The sequence below is a fragment of the Streptomyces sp. NBC_00335 genome, from assembly GCF_036127095.1.
Classification (GTDB): Bacteria; Actinomycetota; Actinomycetes; order Streptomycetales; family Streptomycetaceae; genus Streptomyces.
Genome location: NZ_CP108006.1, coordinates 4,480,848 through 4,494,382 on the forward strand (window position 1 = coordinate 4,480,848; position 13,535 = coordinate 4,494,382).

The 13,535-nt window shown below is 66.9% G+C and carries 12 protein-coding genes and 1 tRNA gene; 12 read left to right on the plus strand and 1 reads right to left on the minus strand.

Annotation, left to right across the window (positions count from 1 at the left end; translation table 11 throughout):
• The first annotated feature begins 30 nt into the window (after positions 1–30).
• The 6 genes from OHA37_RS20150 to OHA37_RS20175 all read left to right on the plus strand — a co-directional run bounded on the left by OHA37_RS20150 (position 31) and on the right by OHA37_RS20175 (position 4,019).
• Positions 31–246: a hypothetical protein gene (locus OHA37_RS20150; protein WP_266907174.1), complete on the plus strand. Its 216-nt coding sequence runs from the start codon at positions 31–33 to the stop codon at positions 244–246.
• Positions 243–515 (plus strand): hypothetical protein, encoded by a 273-nt coding sequence (locus OHA37_RS20155; RefSeq protein ID WP_266907176.1) that lies wholly within the window; start codon positions 243–245, stop codon positions 513–515. Before OHA37_RS20150 ends, OHA37_RS20155 begins: the two co-directional genes overlap by 4 nt.
• 166 nt (positions 516–681) lie before the next feature.
• A complete protein-coding gene (locus OHA37_RS20160) occupies positions 682–1,041 on the plus strand; it encodes a hypothetical protein (RefSeq protein ID WP_266907177.1) in 360 nt (119 codons plus the stop codon).
• 4 nt (positions 1,042–1,045) lie between these two features.
• On the plus strand, positions 1,046–2,347 hold the full coding sequence (locus tag OHA37_RS20165) for a radical SAM protein (RefSeq protein WP_266907179.1): 1,302 nt from the start codon (positions 1,046–1,048) through the stop codon (positions 2,345–2,347).
• Positions 2,344–3,222 carry a radical SAM protein gene (locus tag OHA37_RS20170; RefSeq protein ID WP_266907181.1) on the plus strand — a complete coding sequence of 293 codons (879 nt, stop codon included), beginning with the start codon at positions 2,344–2,346 and terminating at the stop codon, positions 3,220–3,222. Before OHA37_RS20165 ends, OHA37_RS20170 begins: the two co-directional genes overlap by 4 nt.
• Before the next feature lie 14 nt (positions 3,223–3,236).
• A complete protein-coding gene (locus OHA37_RS20175) occupies positions 3,237–4,019 on the plus strand; it encodes a hypothetical protein (RefSeq protein ID WP_266907183.1) in 783 nt (260 codons plus the stop codon).
• Between the two features lie 59 nt (positions 4,020–4,078).
• On the opposite strand, the gene aspS is transcribed toward OHA37_RS20175, so the two are convergent.
• Complete coding sequence (gene aspS, locus OHA37_RS20180; protein ID WP_266907185.1) at positions 4,079–5,395, minus strand: aspartate--tRNA(Asn) ligase; 1,317 nt, start codon at positions 5,393–5,395, stop codon at positions 4,079–4,081.
• A 491-nt stretch (positions 5,396–5,886) separates the two neighbouring features.
• Between aspS and OHA37_RS20185 the strand changes: the two genes are divergently transcribed.
• The 6 genes from OHA37_RS20185 to OHA37_RS20210 all read left to right on the plus strand — a co-directional run bounded on the left by OHA37_RS20185 (position 5,887) and on the right by OHA37_RS20210 (position 13,492).
• A complete protein-coding gene (locus tag OHA37_RS20185; protein WP_266907187.1) occupies positions 5,887–6,354 on the plus strand; it encodes an NUDIX domain-containing protein in 468 nt (155 codons plus the stop codon).
• A 200-nt stretch (positions 6,355–6,554) separates the two neighbouring features.
• Complete coding sequence (locus OHA37_RS20190) at positions 6,555–7,346, plus strand: hypothetical protein (RefSeq protein WP_266907189.1); 792 nt, start codon at positions 6,555–6,557, stop codon at positions 7,344–7,346.
• 269 nt (positions 7,347–7,615) lie between these two features.
• The gene (locus OHA37_RS20195) at positions 7,616–8,668 is read left to right on the plus strand and encodes a DNA-methyltransferase (protein WP_266907191.1); all 1,053 of its coding nucleotides are present in this window, start codon (positions 7,616–7,618) and stop codon (positions 8,666–8,668) included.
• Between the two features lies 1 nt (position 8,669).
• The gene (locus OHA37_RS20200; protein ID WP_266907193.1) at positions 8,670–9,839 is read left to right on the plus strand and encodes a NotI family restriction endonuclease; all 1,170 of its coding nucleotides are present in this window, start codon (positions 8,670–8,672) and stop codon (positions 9,837–9,839) included.
• Positions 9,840–12,074: 2,235 nt separating this feature from the next.
• Positions 12,075–12,148 (plus strand) — tRNA-Met (locus OHA37_RS20205).
• Between the two features lie 162 nt (positions 12,149–12,310).
• On the plus strand, positions 12,311–13,492 hold the full coding sequence (locus OHA37_RS20210; RefSeq protein ID WP_443046186.1) for a PP2C family protein-serine/threonine phosphatase: 1,182 nt from the start codon (positions 12,311–12,313) through the stop codon (positions 13,490–13,492).
• The last annotated feature ends 43 nt before the right edge of the window (positions 13,493–13,535 follow it).

Below are 13,535 nucleotides of genomic sequence, written 5' to 3' on the forward strand. Positions count from 1 at the left end.
CTCGAAGACCCCAGCGAAAGGGAGTGGACCGTGAGCAGCCCCCGGCTTCCCCGACGAACCCCTGGCGCAACCAGCACGCGCTACGAGGCCGTCGTGGCCCCGTACGGGGAGACGGACGTCGGCACCCCGTTGGAGCGCCGCGGTCTGCCCAGGGCTGCCGAGGCGTTCCGCAGTGGGAACGGTGACCCCTCCACGTGGAGCTCCGCGCAGTTCGACGCCTTCCTCGGCCTCGGGGGTGCCCAATGAGCACGACTACGGAGGCAAACGTCTGGGTCACGGAGGACACCGCGCACCGGCTGCTCGGGCAGGACGTTGCACACCCCACCAGCGGACGTCACGGAACCGTGGGCGCGGTCCTGATCTACGTATCGAAACTTACGGGCAGGCCGGTCAGGAGGGTGGCGCACATGCGCCCGATGGACCACTCGGGTCGGGAATGGACCGCCGATCCGGACACCCTCCAGCCCCTACGGTCGATTGCCCACCAGGCCCAGTCCAGCGAGACGAAGGACTGAACAGGCTTCCCGTCGGCGCTGAACAAGCGATCGGCATCGACGGGGAACGGCGCCAGCGCGCCGCGCACGAAACCGGCGAGGTGTCATACGGCACCACACCGGCGGCACCAGAGCGGATCCAAGCTGCCCGTCCCGGGCAGTCACCCTTCCACCAAGGAGATCAGCTATGCCGAAGCCCAGGAAAGAGAAGCAGAACCACCTCATCTACGCGGACGTCGTGGACTCCAAGTCCAAGGCGGGCGTGTGGATGGGCGAGCGTGCTTCCTTCCGCGACAAGCAGGGCCGCATCCTGGAGGCCCTGAAGGACCGCACCGACTGGGTCAGCCTGGAGGGCGCGGTCATGGTCATCAGCACCGAGCCGGCCGGTCTCACGGTCATCGCGCCGAACCCGACGCTCCCCGGTGTGATCGTCCTCTCCGATGGCGGCTCCCCCGCGGCCTCCGCCCGGCTCCAGGCCGACGCCGAGGACAAGGTCCGCGCCGTCATGGCCGAACTGGGCATCGCTGAAGAGGAAACGGCGGCCTGACCCAGTGGCCACTCCCCAGCTGCTGTGGGGGAAATACTTCCAGTACGACCGGGACGGCGAGGCTGTCCTCCTCGACCCGGTCACGCTGGAGAGTGTGCTTCTCGACCCCGGCGAGGTCTCTGACCTCGCCGGGGTCCCCCCGACCGCGACCCACTTAGCCCTCGCCGGGCTCGGCTTCACCCAGGACGGCCCCGCGGCCGACCGCCGTGAAGCACTCCACCACCGCCTCCACACCCTGGGTATCGACCCGACACCGCGCGGGATCAGCGGCCTCCGGGTGGTGCTCACCGACCGCTGCAACATGGCCTGCACGTACTGCTTCGTCGACACCAACAGCGGCAAGCCGGACATGACGGAGCAGGAGCTCGCCGCCGGCCTTGAGTTCATGTTCGAGCAGAACGCTGGGCAGGAGGAGGTCTCGATCCAGTGGTTCGGCGGCGAGCCGACGATCCGCTTCGACCTCATGCAGTACGGCGACGAACTCGCCGACACCCTCGCTGCCCGCTACGGCGTCGAGCGGGTCCGACGCACAGTCGTCACCAATGGCGCCCGCCTGACCGACGAGGCCCTCGACCACTTCGTACAGCGCGAGTACGGGGTGGGCATCTCCATCGACGGCCCTCCCGGGATCAACTCGGCGAACCGGCTGCTCCTCGGCGGGCAGCCCGCCGACGACCGCATCCGCCGCAACGTCCGGCGCCTGGTCGAGGCGAAGGGCCTGCACGTCGGCTGCAACCTCACCCCGACGGCGTCGAACATCGGGCGCCTGGCCGAGAGCGTGCAGTGGATCATCGACGACCTCGGCCTCAAGTTCATCTACGTCAACACGCCCATCCCCACCGGGGGCAAGTGGCGGGTGAATGGCGCCGACCTGGCACGGGAGCTCTACGAAGCCCGCCTGACCGCACTTGGGAAGGGCGGGATGCTCTTCTCCGTCCTCGACCGGGCCTTCCAGGCACTCGACACCCGCCGGCCGATGCTGTTCGACCACATGCAGGGCGACCGCAGCCTCAACGCCGCCCTCCTGCCCGGCAACCGCGTCAGCGTGTGCGACATCAACTTCACCGAACCCGAGTTCCTCCACACACTCGACGAGCTACGGTCGGACCCCAGCCGCCTCACAAGGGCGACGAAGAAGGTCGCGCCGATCCCCGCGTGCGGCGACTGCCCGGCGCTGGCCATCTGCGGCGGCCCGTCCCGCAACGAACAGGCCCTCATCGGCGGCAGCACCCCCGACCCGCAGATGTGCGCCTTCTACACCAGCACCGTGGCCATCGCGGTCTGGGACAACACGGGGGTGCAATGAGCACCCCCGCCCGTACGGCGCTGATCTCGACGGCCGGCCACTGCGAGGTCGCGTGCAGCTTCTGCTTCCGGGCCGACCGCGCCCGCGGCTTCCTCACCACCGCGACGTACACGCGTGCCCTGTCGCGGCTGAAGGAGGCCGGGGTCGAGGGTGTGTGCCTGACCGGTGGTGAGCCGACCCACCACCCGGACATCCGGCAGCTCGTGCGGCTGGCCCTCCAGTTCGGCATGACGGTGTCCATGGTGACCTCGGCACGCTCGGAGGCTGAGGTCACCGCCCTCGCGGGGGTCGGTCACCTTCTGACCAACGTGACCGTCTCCGCGGACTCGCAGGGCGCGATGGCGCTCGGCCGCACCACCCGGAGTGCGGCCTCTGCTGTTGCAACACTGGGTGCCGTGGACACCCCGTCGAAGGTCCTTCACCTCACCTACTGGGATGTGGACGACGACGAAGCCGCGCAGCTCGCCGACCTCGTAGCGGGAACGGGGATCGACGTCCAGCTGAGTCCCGTCCTCCTCTCCGAAGCCGCCCTGCGCCGGGATAACCGATCACTCCAGGACTCCCTGGTCCAGAGGGCGCGCGACACGGCGGCACTCGACCAGTACTTCCGCCTGTCCAACGGATACCGGTCCTACCTCGACGACCTGCGGCAGCTACAGCTGTCCAAGGAGGAGAGCCACCCCTGCCGGTCGGCCACCCTCTACATGTCGGCCGACGGCGAGGTGCGGCACTGCCCCTACGGAGCATCCGAGGTCAGTGTCCACGCCCCACGTACCGAGATCCGAGCCTTCCTCGACGCGCCGGCCACGGACCGCGTCGGACCTGACTGCGCCGCCATCTGCCGCCCCGCGTCCCGCGACTGCGCGGCGGCCTGACCTTGGGGGTCCACGTGCAACCGTCGGTCTCCGTCACCGATCCCGACGACTTCAACAGCCACTGGAGGCAGCCGCCGAACTTCCGCATGCAGGTCCCGTTCGACTACCTGTTCTTGCCGGCGATCGACATCCTCGACCACGTCCGCCGGGACGAGGAGGTGCGGTTCACGATCCTCGGCGAGGACGACTGGAAGGTGCGCATGGACCGCACCGCCGCGTTCCGGACGGCCCCGGTCGAGGAGATCGCCACGTGGCCGTTCCGCCTGGTGCACTTCAACCTCACCCGGTTCTACGGCGAGATCCTGGCGGGCTTCCAGGACGAGGTCATGGTGCCCTGGCGCACCCATCTGTCGTCGCAGGGATTCACGTGGCAGCGGTGCGCACCCATCCTGTTCCTGTCCACCGAAGGGGCAGCCTCGACCTACCACAACGACAACTCGCACGGTCTGGTGTGGCAGGTCCAAGGGGTCAAGACCTTCCACAGCTACCACAACCCCGACAAGCACCTGTCCCCCGAAGCCGCGGTCCTCGGTGAGACCACCGCTGAGGATCCCCCGCCGCACGACGAGGCGGCCCGGCAGTCGGTGACGATGCAGCCGGGCGACCAGCTGTGGAGCCACGCCCTGACCCCGCACTGGGTCACCACTGAATCGCCGCTCGCGCTCAGCGTCGCCCTCTCCCACGGCGGCCTGTCCCGCCGCGGCCGATACGCGGACCGCGAGCTGGCCCTGCGCGACCACTGGGACAAGAACCCCGCCGAGGCGTGGACCCTCGACCTCGGCCACACCCGGTACTGAGCCAGCCCTCTGCCCCACCGCCAGACAGACGGTGGGGCAGCGGTGCGTATACCCCTGACTCAGGGGGTGAGGCGGTTCGGCCCCCGGAACAGGAACGCGGCCTCGCGGATCGAGTCCAGGCCGAGCATGACCATCAGGATCCGGCCCAGGCCGGCGCCGAGGCCGCCGTGGGGCGGGCACCCGAACCGGAAGATGTTCATGTAGTCCTGCATCGGCTCGGTGTCCATGCTCTTCTCCTCCGCCTGCTTGAGCAGCACGTCGGAGCGATGCTCACGCTGGGCCCCAGTGGTGATCTCCAGGCCCTTCCAGAGCAAGTCGAAGCTGAGCGTCAGGTCCGGCCGGTCCGCCGGACGCATGTGGTAGAAGGGCCGGATACTCGCCGGGTAGTGCGTGATGAACACGAACTCGTGGCCCGTGAGCTCCTTCATGTGGGCGGCGATGGTGCGCTCACCTTCCGGGTCCAGGTCCTCCTTGACGCCTTCGGAGTCCCAGCCGCCGGCCCGCAGGATCTCCTGTGCCTCGGCCATCGTGATCCTGGGGAACGGAGCCTCCGGTACGACAACTTCGATGCCGAAGATCTCCCGGATCGCCTCACCGTGGACCTCGGCGACCTTCGCGATGGCGTGGGCGAGCATCCGCTCCTCGAACGCCATCACGTCCTCGACGTCGTCGATCCACGACAGCTCGACGTCCACGCCGGTGAACTCGGTCGCGTGCCGGGAGGTGTACGACGGCTCGGCCCGGAAGACAGGCCCGATCTCGAAGACCCGGTCGATACCCGCGGCCACGGCCATCTGCTTGTAGAACTGCGGCGACTGCGCGAGGTAGGCCGACCGGTCGAAGTACCCGAGCTTGAACACCTCCGCGCCGGACTCCGAGGCGGTACCCATCAGCTTCGGCGTGTGCATCTCCGTGCAGCCGTTCCGCATGGCGTACTCGCGCAGCCCCTGCTCCAAGGTCGTCTGCGCGGCGAACACCATCTGCGCGGTGGCACGCTTGCGTACGTCGAGGAACCGCCAGTCGAGCCGATGCTCGGGGCCGGTGTGCTCGTCGATCGGCAGCGGCGTCTCCGCCCGGTTCAGCACCTCGATCGCCTCGGGGACGATCTCCAGGCCACCCAGGTTGACCTGGGCCGCCTCTACGACGCGTCCGGTGATCCGGACGGCGGACTCGGGGGTAAGCGACTCGATGACGGCTTCGAGCGGGCCGCCGTCGCGCTTGTGGGTCACCTGGGCCATGCCGGAGTGGTCCCGCAGGATGACGAACTGCATCTTGCGCTGCAGCCGGAGTGCGTTCACCCAGCCGGAGACGGTGACGGTCTGGTCGACGTGTGCGCGTAGGTCAGAAACCAGTACGCGGCTAGTGGTGTGGATCATCGCAGCCCTCCAGGGGCGTCGTCATGATCCCTTGGAAGCGTGGGCGAGAAGGGTACTCGCGGTGCCACCACGCCTTTGCCACCGCCAGACAGCGGCGGCCTCATTCAGCCCGATGACGGGGGCAAACCGGCGGGGCATTGGGCCCGAGGGCCTTTCCTCCCCGCGCTCGGGAGGGTCTTCACCATGGGTGCGAGTCCGCCTTCACAGCTGCCGGCGGCTCTCTCTGCTCGCGTGATCCGTGGCTACTCGTCTCCGTCGACGCGTTGGTCACGAGGATAGGGATCCACCAAGCCCCTCGCAACGGATTCACGGTGGTGGCGCACCAGGTGACCGGATGGTGCCCCTGCCGAGGCCAGATTAGAGACCCCCGTCGCCCATCGCTGCTGCTTTGCAAGGCCGCCACGAGAATGCGCGGCAACTACGATCAGGGCCGCGAAGCCGTCCGGGCCGCTTGCGGCCCTGGACTCCCGACCAGGAGGGGACCGCCGCACATGGGTAGGACTGAGTACTACAACGACCCGACCGCGCCGAAGGCCAACACCCTCATCCCCGCCAGCAACCTGCTCGTCGTCGACGACACCGGTGCCGTCCTCCTCCAGCGCCGCCGGGACACCGGTCAGTGGGCACTGCCCGGCGGCGCCCAGGACATCGGCGAGACGGCTGCCCAGTGCGCGGTACGCGAGTGCCTAGAGGAGACGGGGATCGTCGCCGAGATCACCGGCTTCCTCGGCGTCTACACCAACCCGAAGCACATCGTCGCGTATACCAATGGCGAGATCCGCCAGCAGTACGAGAACACTTACATCGGCCGCCCCATTGGCGGTGCGCCCACGGTCAACGATGAAGCCGACGGCGTCCGCTTCATCCAGCCCGCGGACCTCGACCACTACGACATCCACGCCAGCATGCGCCAGCAGATCGGCGACTACCTCGCCGGCACGTACCCCTATCTCGGCTGAACGGGCAGCTTCGCTCCAACCCCGCTGGTCCGCCAATGCAACTCAGGGCAAAGATGTGCTCGAAGACCTGAGATCCGGTTTGCCGCATGCGTCACCACGCTGGGCGAAGTTGATGAACGGGCCCCGAAATCGCTGAAGATGGAGTGCGGCACGGCGGCGCCGAGCCAGGAGCAAGAGCAAGCGAGGGGAACGGGGAAAGCGTGACTGACGTGGAGCGCATGCTCGAAGAGGCGCAGGCCATGATGACGGAGGAGGTCTTTGAGGGGGTGCTGAAAGCCCAAGGCATCGATCCCGACGACCTGTCCTCGCTTCAGGACCTCCTCGCCATTGGCCTCACGAACGGAGCATGGCGCAACAGCTGCGTGGAGAACTGGCATGCCGAGGGGCGTCTGTCCGACGGCGACATGCTGCGGATCAACAGCCACACCACGCTCGGTATACGCCAGCGCCTCCGCGGATGGTGCACGGAGCACGGCATCACCTCGGGGAGCAGCGAAGCGTTCGAGAGCGTCACGGTGGAGGACGTGGACGTCCTTGGGCATCGACTCTTCAAGTGGCTGACCAACCCCAACCGCAAGCTCCCGACCGGCATGACCCTGGGCGAGCTCGCGCGAACCGATGAAGACCTCGCGGAGTACGAGGATCACGCGGACGGGAAGTTGGGAGCCTTCGCCGGCCAGATGGAGAAGAAGGGAGTCCGCCACGGCATCCTTTACACGGCTGGCCACGGCGCGCTGGCCTGCGACCGCTGGTGGGGCCATCCCACCTGGCCCGCTCGCGTCGACCGTTTCATCTCCGTACTGGACACCCCCGCGGATCCCCACTGGGGCACTGACGGCGAGCGCCTCAAGCGCCTGGGCCCAGAGCCGGCCGCCTTGCAGGATCGTGGTGCCCTGCGCGGGACACTGTTGCGGACGCCGTGGGAGCTCGAAGCGCAGACCGCAGAGTGGATCACTGACTCTGGAATCGGCTACTTGACGCCGGCTGTCTGATCTTTGGGAGATTGCCCGGTGTGGTACTCCGCAGCAAGCCGACGGGGCCCCGCTATTCCCGGCGGGGCTCTTTGAGGATTTGCGTGGTGCTGAGGAGGCAGCCGCGCCCTCACACTGACCACTTAGAGTGATGGATCAGTGCGTTCCTCTGTGCCCACCTGGGCAAATACCGACTTACTTCGCGACTGACAGTCCGACCCTCTAGGCTGCACGGTGTGGTTCTACAGGTAGAGATGGCACAGAGTGCAACACAAGAGCAGGATGAGGCCGTGACCGGAGATGATCGGATCCAGGTGCACTGTGGTGACGCCTATGACCTCATGCCGACTCTTGCACCGGAGTCCATTGACCTGCTGATCACCTCGCCACCGTACTGGGGCTTGCGCAGCTACGGGCAGGACCACAACGAGGACATCCTCAAGGAGTGGCTCGCTGAGGACGAGAGCCGCGTCCAGACCGATGTGCCGCCTTATGAGTGGTACCGGGACCATGGCGGCGTCCTCGGCCTGGAGCCCCTGCCCGAGTGGTACATCAGCCACCTCGTGGAGATCCTTCAGCGAGGCGCGGCTGCCCTGAAGCCCGGCGGCAGCATGTGGATCAACATCGGCGACACGTACTTCGCTCGTTGGTCGAGCATCCGCCACGACGGGCGTCAGGGCCTCGGCGACAATCCGCGTTCTCGGCGCCGGACCCCTATGGGTGGGTTCCGCCAGGAGAAGCAGCTGCTCCTCATCCCGAGTCGCTTCGCCATCGCCATGCAGGATCTCCGGTGGATCCTGCGCAACGACCTCATTTGGCACAAGCCGAATATCCCGCCGCGGCCCGAGAAGGACCGTCTGCGACTCGCGCACGAACACTTCTTCCACTTCGTGAAGCGCCCCAAGGAGGGGCGCGCGAAGTACCACTACGACCTCGGTGAAGTCGAGGCCGGAGCACGTGATGTCGTGTACTACGACTTCGATGAGGCCGACCAGCTGGAGAGCAGCGAGTCAGAGACCTCGTACTACGACTACCTCGAGGTCGAGGCCGGCGGGTACGACGTGGTGAAGACACACGTGCGTTCGGGGTCCGATGGCCATTCGGCTACATTCCCCGTGGATTTGGTCAAGCCGCGAATCCTGAGCTCCTGCCCCCCTGGCGGAACGGTGCTGGACCCGTTCTGTGGAACTGGGCGGTCACTTTCCGTAGCGGCAGCCTCTGGGCGCAAAGCTATCGGGTTCGAACTGCACAAGCCGTTCCATGAGGCGGCTACGCAGAATGCCAGCGAAGCAGCTGGTCAGTTGTCTTTTGATCTGAATGAATCGAAGGAGACGGGGTCTTAGTTTGTCCGGGGGCGGAGCAAAGGCAAAGAAGGAACCGGGAAACTTCATTGCGGAATGGTTCGGGCATCGGGTCTACCCGGTCGTCGCGGAGACCGCGAGCAGTCTGGCTGACCAGAGTGCTCAGCGGTGTCCGTTTCTGACCGAGGTCACAGGTAAGCAGACCAAGTGCGTCAAGCGTGCCAACTCTGCTGGCGTCTGCACGATCAGCAGCAACAGCAACGGTCCACGACAGGACTGGCTGGCCTGTCCGTTCAGGGCGCTGGATCTTCCCATGCTTCATGACGCAGCCCATCGCCTCTTCGGCTACGCCAAGGGCGACGATGTCAGCATCGTTGCGGTTCCCAAGCTTGAAGAGAAGCCTGTTGCTGCGGATGTTCGGAAGCGGGTAGCCGCGGGCGAGCCTACGATCGTCTACTTCCAGAACAAGTTGGGTGGGGAGATCTCTATTAGCCCCACCGACCGTTCGCCGGAGTTCTCCTTCGACGCCACCATGATTGAGCTGGTCCCAGACTCGTCTGGGGAGCTGAGCGTGGGCCGATACGGTGTCTTCGAGATCCAGACGATGGACTTTCACGGCACCTACCAGGCGGCCGTCGCGAACCTCCGAAACGCCAGGCACATGCATGCGGGTGAGTTCGGAGAGACGATCGCTTCGCACCCTCAGTGGCTCTCCGAGAGGGTCGAAGGCCCGAACATCGCGAACGCCTTCAAACGCACCTTCTACCAGATGATGTTCAAGTTTCAGGTGGGAGCGCACGAGGCATCGGCAGGGTGCATCCTCGCTATCCCGCGGGCCGTGTGGGAAAGCTGGCAGCGGCACCTTGGCCGCCCGGACCTGGTTGATCACGGGGACGGCACGGTACGGCTCGTACGGCCCGGAGACACCCCGCTGGAGAATCCGCCGGCGTGGATCTACGTGTTCGACACAGAGGTGTCCGACACGTGCACCCCCAACGCTTTGAACCTCTGGCGCGTGATCGGTACGGATGCCGCAACGTTGGGTCACTACACCCTCGATGTCGCGCCAGAAGCGGCGCTGGCAGCAGGAGGTTCGGTCGACCGTCTGCACAGCGTGATAACGCAGCGGTTGTCCAAGTACCTGCCGGAGCTCAAGCCGACTCACGGGCGTATCAAGAAGGCGGCGGCTGGCGCCGGACAGCTGACCTTGTGACTTGCTGAGCCGGTCTGCGTACGAAGCGGACCGGCTCGGTGTTTGCGCGCTCACGGCGACCTCGGGGGTGGGTAACTTCCCGAGGTCTGCCGGTACGCCCGCGGCACGGCCTTTTAGGCCAGATTGCGGTGGTTCCTGGGTATGTGTCTCACGGTCTGTCAGATGGCCCTGCAATGATCTCCTGCCATGGTGAGATACATGTGGGGGGAGGCGGCTGCCGGCGTAGTCCACGCGGCTAAGTCGCCAGGTGGACACCCGCTTAGACGCGTTCAGCGAACCGCGCTTCTGGGCGCAGGGCTTCTCAATCCTCGCCAGGGGGCTGTGTAGTGGCTACCGCCCCGAGGAAAAGATCCGAAAGGTCCCTGCGGTCCGAGAGGTTGTTCCGGGCGCGCGTCTCTGAGCTTGGTGGCGAAGTCCTCGAAGTGCAGTGGCTCGGTAGCAGGAAGGCCCACCGGGTGAGATGCGCAGCTGGGCACGAGGGTGCAAGCTTTCCATCTAACATCCAGCAAGGGCACGGCATCTGCCGGATCTGTGCATCAGACTTCCGCTCTCTGGCGGTCGAGGCGGCATTTCGATCCCGTGTGGCGGAATTGGGCGGGATCGTTCTAGAAGAAAAATGGCTTGGTAATCACACGCCGCATAAGGCCCGTTGTGTCAATGGGCACGAATGTAGACCATGGCCAAGTCATGTGCAGCAGGGTAGCGGAATCTGTCCCACATGTGCTGGGAACGACAAGAAGGCAGCCGAGGCGGCCTTTAGGCGGGCCTTGGCCGAGATAGGGGCCGAGCTTATCGAGCCGACCTACCTCGGTACGAAGGAACCACACAGAGTTCGGTGCGCCAGTGGGCATGTGTGCTACCCGTGGCCGTCTCAGCTACGACGTGGGGAAGGGATTTGTCGTACCTGTGCCGGGAAAGATCCGAAGGTAGCGGAAGCCAACTTCAGACGCCGCGTCGCCGAGTTGGGGGGCGTTGTCCTTGAACCGCAGTGGCTCGGGGCAACCACGCCACATCGAGTCAGGTGCGTCCAGGGGCACGCGAGCACTCCATGGCCGTCCGCAGTCCAGCGGGGGCAGGGAATCTGTCGCACCTGTGCGGGTAGGGATCCGAAGGCTGCCGAGGCGGCATTCCGTGCACGTGTTGCTCAGCTGGGAGGAACCGTTCTAGAAGCGAAATGGCTTGGCAATGATAAGCCGCATCGGGTTCAGTGCAGCAAGGGCCACGTATCGAGGCCGACACCGAGTAACGTGCGAGCCGGGTGTGGTATATGCCGTACCTGTTCAGGTAAATCGTGGGACGTTTTCTATGTCGTTGCTGACGAAATCAACAACGTTGTGAAATTTGGCATCACTTCCGGAGATCCGCGCCCACGCCTATCTCAGCATGAGCGTAGCGGATTTGATTGCGTAATCCGCTTGGTTGAAGGTGCCCCTGAGGCGCACAAGCTGGAAAACCTCTGCATTTCTGCAATGCGGGATGTGGGAGAAAGGCCCGTGCGAGGCCGCGAATACTTTGATATCCGCTCGCTCGGAACGATACTGGATATCGTTGACGGATGGCTTGGCGTCACTCGCTAGAAGGTTGCGCCGCGCTGCGGAAGGCGGCATCAGAGGTGAGGTGCTCCCGCAGGCACCGAACGCGCAGGTCAGGGCGTATGAGATGCGGGAGCGTTGCGGGAGCGGACGCCCTTGGATGGGGTGCTCACGGACTCCCTGATGCTGTCCCAGCTGGACGGGGCATAGCTCCTGACCTGCACAGGAGTCCGTGAGTTGGATCATGGCTCACCTAGTTGGATGAATACCTTTCGACTTTTAATCCGTTGGTTGTCGGTTCGAGTCCGACATGGCCTACTGCTCGAAGCGCCCCATCCGGTCCTCCGGATGGGGCGCTTCTGGTTGTGACGGCCGGTCAGGGGTGCGGCGGGAGCCAGCCGTGCTGGACCGCGCGGGCGTCAACCTCGGCTGGAAGCTCCTCCCGGGCCGGACCCCGGAGGCGGTCCCCGCCGCCCCGGCCGCGCCCCCCGCCACCGACACCTCCGCCGAGCAGTCCGCCCGGGCCGACGAGGTCCTGATCGGAGAGTCCCGATGGCCGCAGTCACCGTCGGGGCCGCTGGGAAACCAGCGGTCCCCCGCCGTGTTTCATGGGGCTGACCTGGGGTTATTCGCACTCCAGGCACGGCTCGGACGTCAATTGGCGGAGGCCTCCCCCCGGATGGCGTAGAGTTGTGTTTACCGACGCGGGGTGGAGCAGCTCGGTAGCTCGCTGGGCTCATAACCCAGAGGTCGTAGGTTCAAATCCTGCCCCCGCTACTCAGTACGAAGGCCCGGTCCCCTGTGGGGGACCGGGCCTTCGTCGTATCCGCGGTCCGCCGTGCGCGCCCCGTCACCCGAACGGTCCCGCCCGGGTCGCCGTACGGGCCCTCCTGCCCCCAGCCTTGGGGGGCGAGGCGGACCGGGCGGCAGGAGAGCAGCGTGGTGGGGCTGGGCCGGCAGGGCAGGGGCGAGCGCTTCTTCGGCGCGGTCGCCGGCAGCGCCGTGATCCGTCGGACCGTCAAGACGCTCCCGGGCACCCTGATCGTCCTCGGCTTCCTCTTCGACGTGCTGACCCCGCCCAGCTTCACCGGCTCCCCCTTCTTCTCCGCCGCCCCGCTCATCGCGGCCCCGCTGTTCTCGCTCCGGGCCACCGTCCTGACCGGGATCCTGGCCACCCTCGCCGTGGTCGTGCTGCACCTCTACAACGGCACCACCTTCAAGGTGGAGGCCATGACCGAGCTGGTCACCGTCCTGACCGTCTCCGGGCTGGCCACGCTGATCAACATCGTCGTGCGGCGCGGTACGGAGCAGCTCGCCTCCGCGCGCGGGATCGCCGAGGCCGCCCAGCGCGCCGTCCTGCCGACCCCCGCCGAGCGGATCGCGGGCCTCCAGGTCTCGGCCTCGTACGAGGCCGCGCAGGCGGACGCCTTCATCGGCGGCGACCTCTACGCCGTGCAGGACACCCCGTACGGGGTGCGCCTCGCGGTGGGTGACGTACGGGGCAAGGGCCTCGGGGCGGTCGAGGCCGTCGCCGTGGTCCTCGGGGCGTTCCGGGAGGCGGCCGAGAGCGAGCCCACGCTGGAGGGCGTGGCCCGGCGGCTGGAGCGGGCGCTGGCCCGGGAGGGGAACCGGCGCGACAGCCTGGACGCGGTGGAGGGGTTCACCACGTGCGTGCTCGGCGAGATCCCGCCGGGCGCGGGCCTGCTGCGGCTCGTCAACCGGGGCCACCCCGAGCCGCTGCTGCTGTACGCGAACGGCGGCCTCGCGGAACTGGTCCCCGTCGAGCCGGCGCTGCCCCTGGGCATGGGGGAGCTGGGCGGCTGGCCGGACCGGGTGCAGGAGTGGCCCTTCCCGGAGGGGGCGACGCTGCTCCTGTACACGGACGGGCTGACCGAGGCCCGGGACGGGGCGGGGGCCTTCTACGATCCGGCGGCCCGGCTGCGCGGGCGGGTCTTCCCCGGGCCCGACGAACTGCTGAGCGCGCTCGCGACCGATGTCCGCCGTCACACGGGCGGCGCGGCGACGGACGACATGGCCCTGCTGGCGGTGGCCAGACCGGGGGCGCGGCAGCCGAACCGGCGCCGGACGGTGCGGGTGGTCCCGATCGGGGACGAGGCGTGACCGAACGTAGCCGAAGGAGCGCGTTCGGCAAGCGATCTGACGG